This is a genomic window from Flavobacterium gelidicaeli, from assembly GCF_013294005.1.
Lineage (GTDB): Bacteria > Bacteroidota > Bacteroidia > Flavobacteriales > Flavobacteriaceae > Flavobacterium.
On the sequence record NZ_JABSNK010000005.1, the window covers coordinates 251,716 to 270,346 of the forward strand.

Sequence of the window (18,631 nt, forward strand, 5' to 3'; positions counted from 1 at the left end):
ATTTATTGGCACAGTAATTGGGTATTCTGTAATAACAATTATTAATACCTTTGTTATGAAAACTAAAATACTATTATTAAGTCTTGCGACCACCGTTTTTGCATTGCAATCACAGGCGCAAAATAGCACCAGAGTAAATGCAGCTAATTATGAAATAAGTGATAATTTAGATCTTAGAGCAGTTGCTTCTATCTTTGGGGATTCAAGAAACATTCAAGATTTTGAAAGAAAGCTAAATGATCCAGAAATCCAAATTTCGAATTTAGATCTAAATAATGATGACGAGGTAGATTATTTACGTGTTATAGAAACCGTAGAAAACAAAACCCACTTAGTTGTTATTCAAGCAGTACTTGATCGTGATGTTTACCAAGATGTTGCAACTATTGATCTTGAGAGAGATCACAATAATAAAGTACAAATTCAGTTTGTAGGTAACGAGTTCATGTATGGTTCAAACTATATTTATGAGCCAGTTTATTATAGCACACCAGCAATTTATGCTTCATTCTGGACCTCTAATTACCGTCCGTATGTTTCTAGCTACAACTGGAACTACTACCCTACTTATTATAATGCGTGGAATCCTTATCCAGTGTATCGTTATAGAAATAATATTAGTGTAAACATTAACATTAATAACCGATACAACTATGTAAATTCAAGACGAAGCAATCAAGCTGTCGTTATTTATAATTCAAGACGTTCAAATGGTTACGAAAGGCTGCATCCTAATTACGCATTTTCAAGAAGAAATACTACAGTAATTAATCGTTATGAATTAGATCAATCTAGAAGCCCTAGAAGAATAAGTTCAAGAAGCGAAGTAGGATACAATAACAGAAACAGCACTTCAAGAACAGTAAGTACGAGAAGACCTCAAAATGAACGAGTATATTCTCAAAACAGAGTGACTACATCTAGAGAGTCTGCGCCTACGCGAAGAGAATACTCGCAAAGAACTACAACTGACGCTAGACCTGTACGTACAACAACTCAAAGAGACTACTCACAAAGAAGAACTACAGCAACAATACCACAGCGAGAAAGTTCAAACACAAGTAGATCAAGAGAAAGTACGCCTCAAAGAACAGAAACGCGTAGATCAAGTAGTCTAGGAAACGGAAGTTCTACTAGACAAAGTAGTTCACAAAGAACAGAATCTAATAGAGCAACTAACTCTAGAGAATCAAACTCAGTTTCATCAAGATCAGAAAACAGACGTTCTTAGAACCATAATAAACATACATTAAAACACGGTTAAATATAGCCGTGTTTTTTTTTGTCTTTTTTTAAATAAAGCCTCTTAATTTATTTAAAAAGAGTAAATTTGACCCGTTATTTTAATTTTAGCAAATGAGCACCTCGCACAAAAACTTGCATTCCAAATTAACCTTAGGTGGTTTATTAATTACATTAGGAATAATATACGGAGATATTGGTACCTCGCCACTGTATGTAATGAAAGCCATACTTGGCGAAAGTATAATTACAGCCGATGTTGTTTTAGGAGGTATTTCTGCAGTTTTCTGGACACTGACCTTACAAACGACTATAAAATATGTAATTATCACATTAAGCGCTGATAATCATGGAGAAGGCGGAATCTTTGCATTATATGCATTAGTCAAAAAAACAAAAATTAAATGGCTTATTGTCCCCGCCATCATTGGTGGAAGTGCATTACTTGCTGATGGAATTATAACCCCCCCAATATCTGTATCTTCGGCAATAGAAGGAATTAGAACGTACTACCCTAGTATAAATACCGTTCCTATCGTAATAGGGATTTTATTTGTCCTGTTTACAATACAGCAATTTGGAACAAAACTAGTTGGTAAATTTTTTGCACCTATGATGCTTGTTTGGTTTAGTATGCTGGGAGTTCTTGGAGTCATCCAAATTGCAAAATTTCCAGAAGTTTTTAAAGCATTCAACCCTTACTACGCTTACCACTTATTAGCTATTCACCCCGAAGGTTTTTTTGTATTGGGATTTGTATTCCTTTGTACCACTGGTGCTGAGGCATTATATTCTGACATGGGGCATTGTGGTCGAAAAAATATTCGTATCAGTTGGATTTTTGTAAAAACAGCTTTAGTATTAAATTATTTTGGTCAAGCAGCTTACTTAATACAACATGAAGGCGAAACATTACAGTCATTAGGAGGATCAAATGGGAATCCGTTTTATCTTATCATGGCTAGCTGGTTTCAACCTATCGGAATTGTGATTTCTACGCTTGCTGCTGTAATTGCTTCTCAAGCACTTATTAGTGGTTCATTTACTTTAATTAATGAGGCAATGAGATTGAACTTTTGGCCTAAAGTAAGAATTAAATACCCTACTGAAGTAAAGGGACAATTATACATACCATCCATTAACTGGTTATTATTTATTGGTTGTGTGGGTATTGTATTGCATTTTGAAGAATCTAGCAACATGGAACATGCCTATGGTTTAGCAATTATTTTATGCATGATCATGACTACCATTTTACTTAATTTTTATTTAATCATGAAAAGGGTAAAATTATACTTCATCATCCCTTTGATTACGGTTTATCTAGCAATTGAATTGAGTTTCTTAGCAGCCAATATCACCAAATTTGCTGATGGAGGTTATGTAACCTTGATAATAGCATTGATGTTAATTTCAGTTATGACTACCTGGTATCTAGCTAAGAAAATTAGTAAAAACTATACTCGAATCGTTAAGATTGCCGATTATAAAAAAGTACTGATGGAATTAAGTGCTGATTTATCTATACCAAAATACGCTACGCATTTAGTTTACATGACCAATGCTAATCGTGTCGATGAAATTGAGGAAAAAGTAATGTATTCTATTTTACAAAAAAGACCCAAAAGAGCTGACATATATTGGTTTGTTCACGTTAATATTTTAAGTGAGCCTTATAAAACAGAATATAAAGTAACTGAAATTCTTAAAGACGATTTATACCGTGTAGATTTTAATTTAGGATTTAGAGAACCCACTAAAATCAACTTAATGTTCAAGGAAGTAATTAAGGATATGGTTAAAAAAGGAGAAGTAGATATCACGAGTCGTTATGAATCTTTAAATAAAAATAATATTATTGGCGACTTTAAATTTGTACTATCCGAAAAATTCCTTTCAAACGATAGTGATATGAGTTGGCATGAAAAAATCATCATGAATTCTTATTTCTTAATCAAGAAATTCAGTTTATCCGAAGAAAGTGCTTTTGGATTAGACAGTAGTTCTGTAAAAATAGAAAAATTCCCAATGGTGTTACATGCACCTGAAAATATAGGATTAACCCGAATTAAATAGTTCGGTTTTCAATAAATTAAGAAAAACACTGTAATACTACAGTGTTTTTTTTTTGATAATGAAAATATAAAGTCAACATTCATTATTAAAAATTTATCTTTCAATCAATTAATACTACCTTTGCACCTCAATTAATAAAAATGAGATTACACAGAAATTTAGTTTACACTACTATAGATTCCTTAAATGCAATATTTAATGAAGGAGAATATGCCGATAAAGTAGTTGCAAGAGCTTTAAAAAAAGACAAACGTTGGGGAAGTTCTGACAGAAAGTTTGTTGCCGAAACCATTTACGAAGTAGTAAGATGGAAACGTTTATATGCAGAAATTGCAGAAGTAAAAGAGCCATTTGACAGAGACAACATCTGGAGAATGTTCTCTGTATGGGCAGTACTTAGAGGCTACCCTATTCCTGATTGGAGACAATTAGAAGGAACACCTGAAAGAAAAATAAAAGGCCGTTTTGACGAGCTTTCTAAAATAAGAACACTTAAAGAATCTATTCCTGACTGGATGGATGAAGTAGGTGTAAAAGAATTAGGAGAAAAAGTGTGGTCAAAAGAAATCGCTGCACAAAACCAACCTGCAAAAGTTATTTTGAGAGTAAATACTTTAAAAACTACAAAAGCAGAATTAAGAGCAATCTTAATGGATTTAGACATTGATACAGATGTTTTAGAAAACCAACCAGACGCATTAGTACTTAAAGAAAGAGCGAATGTATTTATGACAGATGCCTTTAAACAAGGTTTCTTTGAAGTTCAAGATGCCAACTCACAACTTGTTGCTGCTTACCTTGACGTAAAACCAGGTATGCGTGTAGTAGATACTTGTGCAGGTGCTGGAGGAAAAACACTTCATATTGCTGCTTTGATGGAAAACAAAGGACAGTTAATCGCTATGGATTTATATGAAAGTAAATTAAAGCAATTAAAGATAAGAGCAAAACGTGATGGTGCTTTCAATATTGAATACCGAATTATTGATAGCACAAAAATAATCAAGAAGTTACACCAGAGAGCTGATCGTGTACTTATCGACGCACCTTGTAGTGGCCTTGGAGTTTTAAAAAGAAACCCAGATGCTAAATGGAAGTTACAACCTGAGTTTATTGACAATATTCGTAAAATACAGGCCGAAGTTTTAGAGAGCTATTCTAAAATTGTAAAACCAGGCGGGAAATTAGTTTATGCAACATGTTCAGTATTGCCATCTGAAAATCAAGATCAGATAGCTAAATTTTTAACTACAGATATTGGAAAAGAATTTACTTTTATTAAAGATCAAAAAATTCTTGCTCATGAATCTGGTTTTGATGGATTCTACATGGCACTTTTAGAAAGAAAAGAAGAGGTAATAAAACCTAAAGAAGTGAAAGCTGTAAAAGAAATAAAAAAAGAAGAGTAAGAACATAGCGTTACTACCAAATAGTTAAAAAAAAATCCTCGAAATAGTTTATACTACTTTCGAGGATTTTTTTTGTTAGAAAATAAACGAATCTATGTTCCTTATTCTATTTTATTCTTAATCTAATCGTTCATTGAGATTAAAAACTCTTCATTATTTCTTGTTTTTCTAAAACGATCGTTTATAAAACTCATTGCCTCAACAGGATTCATATCGGCAAGGTATTTTCTCATAATCCACATTCTGTGTAGCGTATTTTCATCTAATAATAAATCATCACGACGCGTACTAGAAGAAGTTAAATCAATAGCTGGAAAAATACGTTTGTTAGCAATTTTTCTATCTAATTGTAACTCCATGTTTCCAGTTCCTTTGAATTCCTCAAAGATAACTTCATCCATTTTAGAACCCGTTTCAGTTAACGCTGTAGCAATAATACTTAACGAACCTCCATTTTCTACATTACGAGCAGCTCCAAAGAAACGTTTAGGTTTTTGCAATGCATTAGCATCTACTCCACCACTTAATACCTTTCCAGACGCTGGCTGTACTGTATTATAAGCTCTAGCTAAACGTGTAATTGAGTCTAATAAAATCACAACATCATGACCACACTCTACTAAACGTTTTGCTTTTTCAAGAACAATGTTTGCAATTTTTACGTGTTCTTGTGGTTCTCTATCAAATGTAGAAGCAATTACCTCACCACGCACACTACGTTGCATATCTGTAACCTCCTCAGGACGCTCATCTATTAATAAAACTAATAAATAAACTTCAGGGTGATTAGCTGCAATTGCGTTTGCAATTTCTTTCAACAACATGGTTTTACCCGTTTTTGGTTGTGCTACAATCATACCACGTTGTCCTTTTCCTATTGGAGAAAACAAATCGATGATACGAGTTGAAATGGTGCTTTGTCTATCAGCAAGATTAAATTTTTCAGAAGGAAAGACAGGTGTTAGGTGTTCAAATGAAACACGATCACGAACAACTTGAGGATCGTGTCCGTTTATTTTCAAAACCTTAACTAAAGGAAAAAACTTCTCCCCTTCTTTTGGAGGACGCACTACACCTTTTACTGTATCCCCTGTTTTCAATCCAAATAAACGAATTTGAGACGTTGATAAATAAATATCATCTGGAGAAGCTAAATAATTATAATCAGAAGAACGTAAGAAACCATAACCATCAGGCATCATTTCAAGAACTCCTTCACTTTCTATTATTCCGTCAAATTCAAAATCAGAATCCCTAAAATTATTCTTTTTGTTCTTGAAGTTTGGGTTTTGATTTTGTTTATTTAACTGATTTGGATTTATTTTTTTGGCAGGAGCAGCAGTTTCAGTTACTACAGTATCAGTAGTTGGTGTATCTATTGCAACTTCTTTCTCATTGGCTGGTTCGTTAGACACCTCTTCTTTATTCTTTTTTAAAGCAATTTTTTTCTCATAAGCCGACTTACTAAATTTTACAATTTTGCCAACTTTTTTCTCAACTACTTTTTCTTCACTAGGTTCTTCAAGATCTAATTTTAGTTCCGTTTCCTTAACAACTTCAATATTATCTTGCCCCGCAGACTCAATAATTTTCTTGGCGCTAACTATTTTCGCTTTCGTTTTAGCCGCTAGAGGTTCATCTGTAGTGGTTATACGAGATCTTTTTGGTTTTTCATCCAAAGCAACATCTTCCTTTTTACTCTCTGATGCTGTTTCAACATTGGTTTTTTGATAGTCTAAAATTTGACCAATTAAGATCTCCTTTTTAACACCATTAAACTTTATTGTTTTAGCTGCTTTAGCTATTTGTTGAAGCTCAGAAAGCTTCATTTCTTTTAATGCAGAAATATCAAACATGAATGTTCTTTGAATTTAATTAATTTGGAAATACTATAAAAGACTTGATAGCATTTTTTTTATTTTGAACTGACCGCAGTATGAAGTGCTTACGGTATTGTTATGCAATAATACGAATAAAATTTAATGATACAATAGTATTTTTAAAAAAGAAAATATATTTTTGTAAAACAAATAAATAAAATGATACAGAGATTACAAACAGTATATTTAATACTTGCTTTTATTGCAACTGGAGTATTGCCCTTCGTTTTTCCTTTATGGAAATTAGACAATGGACATGATTTTTACTTTATGCTTAATCAAGTTTACGCTGTGTTATTTGGTTTTAGTACTGCAATGACTGTGATTAGTATTGTTTCTTATAAAAAAAGACAACATCAATTTGTATTAGGCAGATTGAATATAATATTAAATTTAATTTTATTAGGATTATTTGTATATCGTTCACTAAATATATCTGGAGAAGCAGTTAATGTTTCTGAGAAAGGTATTGGGATGTTTCTACCTATTGTTGCTATCGTGTTATTAGTTTTAGCTAATAAGGCCATCAAAAAGGATGAAGATCTTGTAAAATCTGTGGATAGATTGAGATAAACCTATAAACTTAGTTTATTAGTGCGAAGGAAACCCGAATGTAATTATTCGGGTTTTTTTGTGGACTAAATTCAATTATAATAACTTTTGAGACGCTATTAACATTTTTTTTATAAATTTGGATTCAGTTAACTACAAAAATGGAAGAAAAAATTCGGATTCACCTTGCTGACGATCATCAAGTACTTATTGACGGAATGAAAACACTACTGAATACAGTAGAAAACTTTGAGGTTGTAGGTTTTTCTTTAGATGGTAATACCATTTTTGAAGAAGTAACAAACAACAAATCTCATATTCTAGTTCTAGACATTAGTATGCCCAATAAAGATGGTATTGAAGTCATGAAGGAATTTAGCACTAAAGGCTTTCCTTGTAAAGTAATTGTGTTATCAAGCTATGATGACTTAAAAATCATTAAGGAAGTTATGAAACTCGGTGCTAGTGGTTATCTAACAAAACAGTGCGCAGGTGAAAGTATTGTTGAAGCAATACAATTTGTGAATAACGGACAAGAATATTTTTGTGATACTGTTAGAGAAAAAATATTCAATACCGCTACTAAAGACAACAGCAAACTTAACAAAAATAAGTCTAATGCACTTGCCTTGTTAACAGAACGTGAAATAGAAGTAATCACTTTAATTGCTCTAGAATATAGTGGTAAAGAAATCAGCGAACACTTGTTTATTAGTAGTAATACTGTTGAAACACACCGAAAGAATATTATGAAGAAACTAAAAGCTAAAAACACCATTAGCTTAGTTAAATACGCAATTAAAAATAAATTAATTAAATCCTAAAAGCCTAATTCATTTTTACGCTATCAACTGCCGTTTTTATGTTTCAAAAAAAAAACTTCATACTCTTATTACTTCTACTCTCATTATCATTTAGCAACACTATTGCCTCTCAAGTCCCCGCAGATGCGAATATAGAGATCCGAAAACTAGCCAATCAAGCTACGGAATTGATGATAAACGAGAAATATGAGAAATCATTAGTCGTATCTCGAATAGCTTTAACAAAAGCAATCAACATTAATGATGATTTATTGATTGCTAGATGCTACAACATTATTGCGGCTAACTTTGATGGAATAGCCGAATTTGAAAAAGCGTATTTTTATTATAAAAAAGGACTAATTTATGCTGATAGAACTGATGATGACGAGTTAAAAAACTGGCTTTACAATAACTTAGGAAACATATATTGTTTTGATAAAAAAGAATATGATACCGGAATTTATTATTATAAAAAATCTCTTGAATATAGTACTAAAATAGGAGATTCGGCACAGTTGGTTTTCACCAATTTAAACATTGCTTGGGCATATTTTGATATAGGAAACTACGAAAAAGGATACCCATATCTGCAGTACATCAATAAATACCATAGTAAATATGGAGACCAAACTACCGTTGTAGCTCTAAACATGCTTAACGGAATGTATTACAGCCATCAAAATAATAACCTAAAAGCAACTAACTATTTTGAGAAAGCCATAAAATTAGGTATAGCAGAAGATGAAAAATCAGATCTATCTTTTTCTTATCAAGAATACTCGCGTTTTTTATTAAAAAATGGTGATTATAAAAACGCTTACATCAATTTATGTAAATACAACTCTTTAACCACGGAAATAAACAACGAAGAAAAGGTTAAGAAGGCAAATATTGCTGGTATAAACTTAGAAATAGATGAATATAAGAGAGAGATAGACGACATTGAAGACAAGTACAAAACAAAAGAACAGGTACTGATAGAGAAACAGTCTAAAAACAAACGAATTAGTACAATTATCATTGCCTTACTGCTTTTTATCATTATCATTTTTTACTTTTTTACTCAAAATATTCGACTAAAACAGAAAAACAAACTAAAAGACGTACAAACAAAAATTCAAGAAAACATTTACAACGCCTCTGTAAACGGACAAGAGATTGAAAGAAAAAAAATAGCCGCTTTTTTACATGATGACATAAGTGCAATATTATCATCAGCAGGACTACACTTGAGTGTTTTTACGTCAAAAAATGCAATTACATCCGAAGAGATTACTAAAACCCGAAGTTTACTAAAGGAAGCTCACGATAAAGTACGTGATTTATCACACCAACTTATTCCCTCTCTTTTAGCGCGTTTTGGACTTTACTTTTCACTGAAAGATTTGTGCGAAAAAAACTCAAATTCGGTTATACAGTTTAAGTATTCTAGTTCAGTTGACGACAAAACACGTTATAAAGACGCATTCGAAATGAAAATGTATTTCATTATAGCTGAGCTGTTTAATAATATAATCAAACACAGTGAAGCAACACTCGCACAAATCAATATTGAAGAGAAAGAAGGAAAACTAATTATTCATATTGAAGATAACGGAAAAGGATTTAACAATGTCAAATTTAATTCGAAAGATGGTTTTGGTTTAAACCAAATTCGTGCTCGTATCAATAATATTCACGGAGAAATAAAAATTATCTCTAGTGAAAATAACGGTACTAAAATCAAGATTAAAACGCCTATTATTTACAAATCGTAACTAGGCACGTTTTTCGATTTCGATAATTTCTAATTCTTTTATAGCCTCACCATCAATTACAAACCGAAGCATGGTGCGCACTTGATGAAAACCACTTTTACCACAAGCACCCGGATTCATGTGTAGCAAATTATTTTTTTTATCAAATATCACTTTCAAAATATGAGAATGTCCACAAATAAATAATTTAGGTGGGTTCGATGCTATTTCGTTTTTAATATTAGGACTATACTTGCCTGGATAACCTCCTATATGCGTAATCCACACATCAACACCTTCACACATAAAGCGGTTGTGTAACGGGAATTCTAATCTTGCTTTATCATCATCTATGTTTCCATAAACCCCTCGTAATGGTTTTAGTTTTTTAATAGTATCAGTAACTGATAAATCTCCTATATCACCTGCATGCCAAACCTCGTCAGCTTGTGCTACATACTTTAAAATAGTGTCGTCAATGTGGCTATGCGTATCCGAAAGCAGCAGTATTTTTTTCATTCTAGTAACTTACTATTATAATTTAAAGAACACAAAGGTACTTTGTTTACTTAATAAAAATCAAAACTTGCCATCATAACTTACACATTTAACCTTTTCTCAACATAAAAACTTTGTACCTTTGTTCTTTTAAAAATTTGCGAATCTATTATCTTGAGATATTTTATAAAATTAGCTTACAACGGAACCCTTTATCACGGTTGGCAATACCAGCCTAACGCATCTTCGATTCAGGAAACTTTAAACAAAGCCTTATCTGTATTACTAAATTCTGCCATAGCAATTATGGGAGCAGGCCGTACTGATACTGGTGTTCATGCAAAGTTAATGTATGCTCATTTTGATTTTGAGAGTCCGCTTGATGTTCAAAAATTAGTACACAAGCTTAATGCTTACCTGCCTAAAGACATTGTTATCTATGATTTAATTCATGTTCATGATGCTGCGCATTGTCGTTTTGATGCAATACAACGAACATACGAATACCATATCAATGTTTTTAAAGATGCTTTTTTACAAGAGCAGAGTTGGTATTTTCATCAAAAACTAGATATAGAATTAATGAATGCAGCTGCAAATAAATTATTGAGCCATTCTGATTTTCAGTGTTTTTCAAAAGTTAATACAGATGTTAATACTTTTGATTGTACTATTTATGAAGCTAGCTGGAAACAAGAAAACAACAAATTAATATTTACAATATCAGCAAATCGTTTTTTAAGAAATATGGTACGCGCTATTGTAGGCACACTTGTTAACATAGGTTTACACAAAATTACATTAGATGATTTTGAAGCAATTATTATTAGTAAAAATAGAGACAAAGCGGGATTTTCAGTACCTGCTCATGGTTTGTATCTAACTGAGATTGATTATGATTATATTAATTAGTATTAAAAAGAAGGATATTTAATTATAAATCTTAATATTCTAAAAACAAATACATCCATAGCCCTGATGGCAATGGAAATCCTTAAGCGCCAGTGTTTGGCGGTTAAGATTGTAATGAACAGCAGGATTAAGCTCCTGAAAAAACTGAACTAAATTCAGCCTAAAAAAAATGAAAGCAAAAGCATTTGACACTCGTTTATTTAAACGAATATTACAATATACAAAGCCGTATCAATGGCGTTTTAATGGCGTTATCATATTTGCAATTTCACTATCGATATTTGCAGCACTTCGCCCCTATTTATTAAAGCAAACCGTTGACGGATACATTCAAACAGAGGATGCAAAAGGACTTTTATTTTACATCACCTTGATGGGAATTGTACTTTTATGTGAGGTTTTCTCGCAGTTTTACTTTGTTTATTGGGCAAACTGGCTGGGACAAGATATTGTAAAAGACATCAGAATTAAATTATTCAAACACATTTTGAGTTTTAGAATGAAGTATTTTGATTTAGTTCCCGTAGGGCAACTAGTAACGCGATCAGTGTCTGACATTGAGTCGATTGCACGTATTTTTAGCCAAGGATTATTTATGATCATTAGTGACTTAATGAAAATGCTAGTGGTGCTTATTTTTATGTTCTACATGAACTGGAAACTGACTTGGATTGTTATTGTGGCTATGCCAATATTAGTTTTTATCACTCGAATTTTTCAGCGTAAAATGCAAGTTGCTTTTGAAGAGGTTAGAAACCAAATTGCCAATATGAACTCCTTTGTACAAGAGCGCGTTACGGGAATGAAAATTGTGCAATTGTTTAACCGTGAAAATATCGAAGCCGATAAATTCATGGAAATCAATAACAAACATAAAAAAGCCTGGATAAAAACCATTTTATACAACTCAATATTTTTTCCTATTGCTGACATAATTTCGTCATTAACTTTAGGTTTTATTGTGCTTTATGGCGGAATAAAGATTTTGAATGGTGATACATTTACGACTTTTGGTGATTTGTTTTCATACACCATGTTTATTGGAATGCTGTTTAACCCATTACGCCAAATTGCTGACAAATTTAATGAAATGCAATTGGGAATGATTGCTGCAAATCGCGTATTTGACATTATTGATACTAAAGATCAAACACAAGATACAGGAACTCTAGAAGCACCTATTTTTGACGGAAATATTAGTTTTAAAGATGTTCATTTTAGCTATATTCCAGATGAAGAAGTCATTAAAGGAATCGATTTAGAAGTAAAAGCGGGACAAACGGTAGCAATCGTTGGTTCGACAGGCGCTGGAAAATCGACGATTATCAATTTATTAAATCGCTTTTACGAAATCAATAGCGGAACCATTTTTATTGACGGTCATAATATTGAAAATTATACTTTAGGATCTTTGCGTAAGCAAATTGCTGTAGTCTTGCAAGATGTATTTCTATTCGCTGATACTATTTACAACAATATCACACTCCATAATCCTGAAATTACTAGAGACGATGTTTTGGCTGCTGCCAAAGAAATAGGCGTTCACGATTTTATCATGAATTTGCCTGATAACTATGATTTTGATGTAAAAGAGCGTGGGGTGATGTTATCATCAGGCCAACGCCAATTGATTGCTTTTTTAAGAGCTTATGTAAGTAACCCAAGTATTTTAATTCTAGATGAAGCTACATCGTCAATTGATACCTATTCTGAAGAATTAATTCAACGTGCCACCGAAACTATTACGCAAGGAAGAACCTCTATTGTAATTGCGCATAGATTGGCAACGATCATAAATGCTGATAAAATTGTAGTGATGGATAAAGGTTTAATTGTAGAACAAGGAACACACCAAGAGTTAGTAAATAAAGAATCCGGATACTATAAAAATTTATATGACTCGCAGTTTAGCGTTACGAAGCCGAATTAATTAGAGTCGCTATTTCCTGCAAGGTTTGTTCATTTAATGGCTTAGTTAAGAACTGTACCACTTTGTCGTATTTTTTGGCTGTAGTTTTGTCTTGTTCTAAAAATGAAGAGCTAAGCATCATAATACTGGTATTGTTTTTATTGAATCCGTAGCTATAATATTGGTCTAAAAAATCAAATCCAGTCATTTGAGGCATGTTTACATCTAAAATAATTAAAGACGGTACATTATTATCATCATACAAATAACTCAGGGCTTCACGTCCACATATTTTTGAAGCAACTGAGTCACATATACCGTTTTTCAAAATCATTTTTGAATTAACGAAATTGGCGATATGATCATCATCTACTAGTAAAATTGATTTGGACATTTTTTTATTTTTAGAAACAGCTCTTCCGTATATAATAATGATTTTAAAATTTTATTTGAATTACACAAACAATATAACTCAAATAGAATTTCTTAAAAACCACTCCTCTAAACAAGAATAATACTTAACAACTAAGTATTATAACTTCATTATTGTTAAAAAATTGTAACAGTCCGTTATAATTATAACTTATTTGTGGTAAATAAATAATCACTTAACAAAACTATTTTTAAAACGCAATAAATCTCAAAACACCCCCTTAAAATTGCGCTGTAAGAACTACAACCTCAATCAACTACTGCTATTTATTAAAAAAAAGTAGTATTAACTTTATTTATGTTTTAAGAAAGAGAATAATTCCTTAAATTCGCCAAATCAATTAATTTAGAAAACTTATAAAAATGAAATACGATATCATTGTTTTAGGAAGTGGTCCAGGCGGATACGTTACTGCCATTAGAGCATCGCAATTAGGGTTTAAAGTTGCCATAATTGAAAAAGAGAACTTAGGTGGTGTATGTTTAAACTGGGGTTGTATCCCAACCAAAGCATTATTAAAATCAGCTCAAGTTTTTGATTATCTTAAACATGCTTCTGATTACGGATTGACTGTTTCATCATTTGATAAGGATTTTCCTGCTGTTGTACAACGTAGCCGTGGTGTTGCTGAGGCAATGAGCAAAGGAGTTCAGTTCTTGATGAAAAAAAATAAGATAGACGTTATTGATGGTTTTGGAAAAATAAAACCAGGTAAAAAAATTGACGTTACTGATAAAGATAATAAAGTTACTGAATACAGTGCTGATCATATTATTATTGCAACTGGAGCTCGCTCTCGTGAATTACCTAACTTGCCTCAAGATGGTGTAAAAGTGATTGGGTACAGACAAGCAATGACCTTAGCAAAACAACCAAAATCAATGATCATTGTAGGTTCTGGAGCTATTGGGATTGAGTTTGCACATTTCTATAATTCAATGGGAACAGAAGTTACTATTGTTGAGTTTATGCCTAATGTTGTTCCTGTTGAGGATGAAGACATCTCTAAACAAATGGAGCGTTCTTTGAAAAAAGCAGGTATTAAAATCATGACGAACTCATCTGTAGAAAGAATTGACACTACTGGTAACGGAGTAAAAGCTTTTGTAAAAACGGCTAAAGGTGAAGTTGAATTAGAAGCTGAAATATTATTATCGGCTGTTGGAATTAAAACTAACATCGAAAACATAGGTCTAGAAGAAGTAGGAATTGCTACAGATAGAGATAAAATATTAGTTAACGATTACAACGAAACTAATATTCCAGGTTATTACGCTATTGGTGATATAACTCCAGGACAAGCATTAGCTCACGTAGCTTCGGCTGAAGGTATCAACTGTGTTGAAAAAATTGCAGGATTACATGTAGAGCCTATCGATTATGGAAACGTACCGGGTTGTACTTATGCTACTCCTGAAATTGCTTCAGTTGGTTTAACTGAAAAACAAGCAATCGAAAAAGGATACGAATTAAAAATTGGTAAATTCCCTTTCTCTGCTTCAGGAAAAGCGAAAGCTGCAGGAACTCCTGATGGTTTTGTAAAAGTAATCTTTGATGCTAAATATGGTGAATGGTTAGGATGCCACATGATAGGTGCTGGTGTTACTGATATGATTGCTGAAGCAGTTGTTGCTCGTAAACTAGAAACTACTGGACATGAAATTTTAAAATCAATACACCCTCATCCTACAATGAGTGAAGCGGTTATGGAAGCAGTTGCTGATGCATATGGTGAAGTGATTCACTTGTAAGATTTTTTAACTAAATATAAAAGGCTTCATTTACGACAATCGTTGTAAATGAAGCCTTTTTTATTTATAATAACACCTCAAATAAACCGTTTAACGAAAGACTTTAATTTTTTACTATTAAGTCTAATATTTATTTAATATTTTTGAATATTACTTTTGTAAAAAGTCTAAATATTGTCAACTTTATTTCTTTTAAAATACATTTACTTCTAAAGTCTAAAACACATGCCTACTAGTAAAAATTATAGTTTTCTCAATAATGGTGGAGAAATGGGAGCCTTATTTCGAAATAAAGACTGGAGTAAAACCTCGTTAGGAGATCCTGAATTTTGGCCAAAAAGCTTGCAGGTAATGGTGTCTGTTATGCTTGAAAACCCTTTTCCTATGTATATTGTTTGGGGCGATGAATACATTCAATTATATAATGATGCTTACCGTCCTATTCTAGGAACATTAAAACATCCACAAGCATTAGGGACTAGTAGTAATGTAACATTTTCAGAAATTTGGCACACAATAGAACCCATGTTTCAAGATGTGATCAATGGTAAAACATTTCGTTCTACAGATAGCAACAACATGATGTTTCCTCTTAATCGAAATGGCTTCATTGAAAACTGTTATTTTGATTTTTCACATAGTCCTATTCGCGTTGAAGACGGATCAATAGGCGGAATTCTCGTTACACTAATTGAAACTACTACTAAAAAACTTGCCGAAGATGCTTTAAAAGAAAGTAATGATCAGTTGCAATTTGCTATTGAAGCGACTGAGTTAGGGACTTTTGATCTAAATCCACTAACTAATAAGTTCACTGCTAACAACCGCATGAAAGAATGGTTTGGCCTTCCTAATGATACTGAAATAGAGATTATACAAGCAATATCAGCAATAACTACTCATGATCAACCAAGGGTTATTGAAGCTATAGAAACTGCATTAAAATATGAATCTGGCGGGAAATTCAATATTGATTATACTATTCAAAATTTACTGACAAAAAAAGAACGCATCGTTAGAGTAAAAGGGCGTGTTTGGTTTAACCAAGACAAAGTTGCTATTCGTTTTAATGGAACGTTACAAGACATAACCAAGAAACACCTAGCCGAAAAAGAAAAACAAAAACTTATTGCTATAATTGAAGCAAGCGAGGAATACATAGGATTAACAGCCATAGATTCTAGCATACAATTTATTAATCCAGCTGGACTTAAAATGCTTGGTTGGAATGGCTATGAAGGCCGTACAATTATAGATTGTATATTTCCCTCAGAAAGAGAATTTGCTAAAAAAAATTTCCCTGAATCTCTTAATATAGATAATGAATATGACGAAATACAATTTTGGAATGAAATAACTGGTGAACCATTTTGGGTTCAGTGGAACGGAATTAAAATAAAAGACCAAGTTACAAATCAAGTTATTGGTATTGCAACCGTTAGCCCCAACATTACGGAACGCAAAAAAAATGATGAAAAATTAAAAACAAGCGAGAGGAATTTAAGACAAATGATTGTTCAAGCTCCTATTGCTATTGCAGTTTTACGGGCTGCGAATTATACCGTAGAAATAGTCAATAGCAAAGCATTAGAATTGTGGGGAAGAGAGGAAAACGAGGTTTTAAACAAAGCACTTCTTAACGCAATGCCTGAACTTCTTTCTCAAGGAATAAAAGAGATGTTAGACGGTGTGTACAGTACTGGAAATCCTTTCTCTGCAAAGGAGTTACCACTTCAATTACTTCGCGGCAAGGCTCTAGAAACCATCTATATTGATTTCTCTTATGAGCCGTTATATGATGACGAAGGAAAAGTAAATGGTATCATGGCAATAGGTATTGATGTAAGTGAACAAGTTCATGCACGTCAAATAATTGAAGCTAGTGAAGAAAAACTAAATATTGTTATTGAAGCTAGTGAACTTGGAATCTGGCAATATAATTTAAAAACAAATGCTGCCATTTGTTCTGATCGCTGTGTCGAAATATTAGGATATAATGATCATCGCGATTTAGATCACGATCAGTTATTAAAAAATTTCCATCCAGATGATTTAGAAGTCCGAAAATTAGCCTTCGAGAAATCTTATATTACTGGCGCTCTTTTTTACGTTGCAAGAATTATAAAAGAAAATGGAATAGTTTCTTGGGCTGAACTAAAAGGGAAAGTTTTTTATGACTCAGATAAAAACCCTAATGAAATATTGGGAACAATTAGAGACATTACTGAGGAACGTTTCTTCCAACAACAATTACTTGAAAGAGAACAGAAATTTAGATTATTAGCTGATTCTATGCCACAGCAGGTGTGGACCTCTGATCCAGCAGGGAATATAAATTACTATAACCAGTCAGTATTTGATTTCACCGGGCTATCACTAGAACAAATACTAAATGAAGAAGGATGGGTGGGTATTGTTCATCCTGATGATCGGGATCGAAATATTGAGTTATGGGCTGATGCTATTAAAACTGGTAATAATTTTTTAATAGAACATCGTTTTAGAAAATATGACGGAACTTACCGCTGGCAATTAAGTAGAGCCGTTCCTCAAAAAGATGAAGATGGTAATGTACAAATGTGGGTAGGAACAAGCACGGACATCCAAGATCAAAAAATGTTCGCAAATGAACTTGAGGAACTAGTTTTAGAAAGAACAGCAGAATTAGAACAAAAAAATATTGACTTAGAATATATGAATAAAGAGTTACAGTCTTTTGCCTATATTTCAAGTCATGACTTACAAGAACCATTGCGTAAAATTCAAACATTTGCATCACGAATTATAGATAAAGAAAAAGACAATCTTTCTGATTTTGGAAAAGACTATTTCTATAAAATTCAAACTTCTGCTAATAGAATGCAAACCCTTATTCAAGACTTATTAGCATATTCTAGAACGAATAATAGTGATAAAAAATTTGAGGAAATTAACCTAGCAACTATTATAGCAGAAACTACTGGTGACTTAATGGAAGAGTTACAACAAAGCAATGGGGTTATAACGGTAGGTAAAACCTGTGATTTAAAGATCATTCCTTTTCAGTTTAGACAATTATTACACAATCTAATTAGTAATTCTTTAAAATTTGCAAGAGCTGATTTATATCCGGTAATTACTATTGACTGCACTATTGGAGCGGGAAAGGATTTTGAAAATAAGACATTAGTGGCTGAGAAACAATATTGCTACATCCGTTATACAGACAACGGAATTGGTTTTGAACAACAATACAGTAGTAAAATATTTGAACTTTTTCAACGATTAGGTGGAAAAGAAAAATACAGCGGAACAGGTATTGGCTTAGCCATAGTAAAAAAAATAATCGAAAACCATAACGGTACTATTAGTGTAACATCAGCCATCAATAAAGGAGTAGTTTTCTCTATTTTTATTCCAATACAGTAATAAACAACAACTTGTAGAG

13 protein-coding genes are annotated in these 18,631 nt (G+C 32.5%); 10 read left to right on the forward strand and 3 right to left on the reverse strand.

Going from position 1 to position 18,631, the window contains the following annotated elements; genetic code table 11:
- Positions 1-55: 55 nt before the first annotated feature.
- The 3 genes from HNP99_RS09835 (at position 56) to HNP99_RS09845 (ending at position 4,727) form a co-directional block, all read left to right on the forward strand.
- Complete coding sequence (locus tag HNP99_RS09835) at positions 56-1,231, forward strand: hypothetical protein (protein WP_173853204.1); 1,176 nt, start codon at positions 56-58, stop codon at positions 1,229-1,231.
- 125 nt (positions 1,232-1,356) lie between these two features.
- Complete coding sequence (locus tag HNP99_RS09840; protein ID WP_173853205.1) at positions 1,357-3,318, forward strand: KUP/HAK/KT family potassium transporter; 1,962 nt, start codon at positions 1,357-1,359, stop codon at positions 3,316-3,318.
- Positions 3,319-3,458: 140 nt separating this feature from the next.
- Positions 3,459-4,727, forward strand: coding sequence for an RsmB/NOP family class I SAM-dependent RNA methyltransferase (locus HNP99_RS09845; protein ID WP_173853206.1), 1,269 nt, complete (start codon positions 3,459-3,461; stop codon positions 4,725-4,727).
- 122 nt (positions 4,728-4,849) lie between these two features.
- Here the strand turns inward: HNP99_RS09845 and rho are convergent, their stop codons facing one another.
- Positions 4,850-6,583 carry a transcription termination factor Rho gene (rho, locus tag HNP99_RS09850; protein WP_173853207.1) on the reverse strand — a complete coding sequence of 578 codons (1,734 nt, stop codon included), beginning with the start codon at positions 6,581-6,583 and terminating at the stop codon, positions 4,850-4,852.
- A gap of 183 nt (positions 6,584-6,766) precedes the next feature.
- On the opposite strand from rho, the gene HNP99_RS09855 reads away from it, so the two are divergent.
- The 3 genes from HNP99_RS09855 to HNP99_RS09865 all read left to right on the forward strand — a co-directional run bounded on the left by HNP99_RS09855 (position 6,767) and on the right by HNP99_RS09865 (position 9,722).
- A complete protein-coding gene (locus HNP99_RS09855) occupies positions 6,767-7,180 on the forward strand; it encodes a DUF4293 domain-containing protein (RefSeq protein ID WP_173853208.1) in 414 nt (137 codons plus the stop codon).
- Between the two features lie 140 nt (positions 7,181-7,320).
- Positions 7,321-7,983, forward strand: coding sequence for a response regulator (locus HNP99_RS09860; RefSeq protein WP_173853209.1), 663 nt, complete (start codon positions 7,321-7,323; stop codon positions 7,981-7,983).
- A 38-nt stretch (positions 7,984-8,021) separates the two neighbouring features.
- Entirely contained in the window at positions 8,022-9,722 is a 1,701-nt protein-coding gene (locus HNP99_RS09865; RefSeq protein ID WP_173853210.1) for a tetratricopeptide repeat-containing sensor histidine kinase, read from the forward strand.
- Here HNP99_RS09865 and HNP99_RS09870 read toward each other — a convergent pair whose 3' ends face one another.
- Positions 9,723-10,220: a metallophosphoesterase family protein gene (locus HNP99_RS09870; protein WP_173853211.1), complete on the reverse strand. Its 498-nt coding sequence runs from the start codon at positions 10,218-10,220 to the stop codon at positions 9,723-9,725.
- 153 nt (positions 10,221-10,373) lie between these two features.
- Here HNP99_RS09870 and truA point away from each other — a divergent pair, with 153 nt between their 5' ends.
- Both truA and HNP99_RS09880 read left to right on the forward strand, forming a co-directional pair.
- Entirely contained in the window at positions 10,374-11,111 is a 738-nt protein-coding gene (gene truA / locus HNP99_RS09875) for a tRNA pseudouridine(38-40) synthase TruA (RefSeq protein WP_173853212.1), read from the forward strand.
- 169 nt (positions 11,112-11,280) lie between these two features.
- Complete coding sequence (locus tag HNP99_RS09880; RefSeq protein WP_173853213.1) at positions 11,281-13,041, forward strand: ABC transporter ATP-binding protein; 1,761 nt, start codon at positions 11,281-11,283, stop codon at positions 13,039-13,041.
- Here the strand turns inward: HNP99_RS09880 and HNP99_RS09885 are convergent.
- A complete protein-coding gene (locus HNP99_RS09885) occupies positions 13,025-13,414 on the reverse strand; it encodes a response regulator (protein ID WP_173853214.1) in 390 nt (129 codons plus the stop codon). The two genes, HNP99_RS09880 and HNP99_RS09885, sit on opposite strands and share 17 nt — an antisense overlap.
- A 401-nt stretch (positions 13,415-13,815) precedes the next feature.
- On the opposite strand from HNP99_RS09885, the gene lpdA reads away from it, so the two are divergent.
- Positions 13,816-15,204, forward strand: coding sequence for a dihydrolipoyl dehydrogenase (lpdA, locus tag HNP99_RS09890; protein ID WP_173853215.1), 1,389 nt, complete (start codon positions 13,816-13,818; stop codon positions 15,202-15,204).
- A gap of 225 nt (positions 15,205-15,429) precedes the next feature.
- On the forward strand, positions 15,430-18,612 hold the full coding sequence (locus tag HNP99_RS09895) for a PAS domain-containing sensor histidine kinase (RefSeq protein WP_173853216.1): 3,183 nt from the start codon (positions 15,430-15,432) through the stop codon (positions 18,610-18,612).
- Positions 18,613-18,631 lie beyond the last annotated feature (19 nt).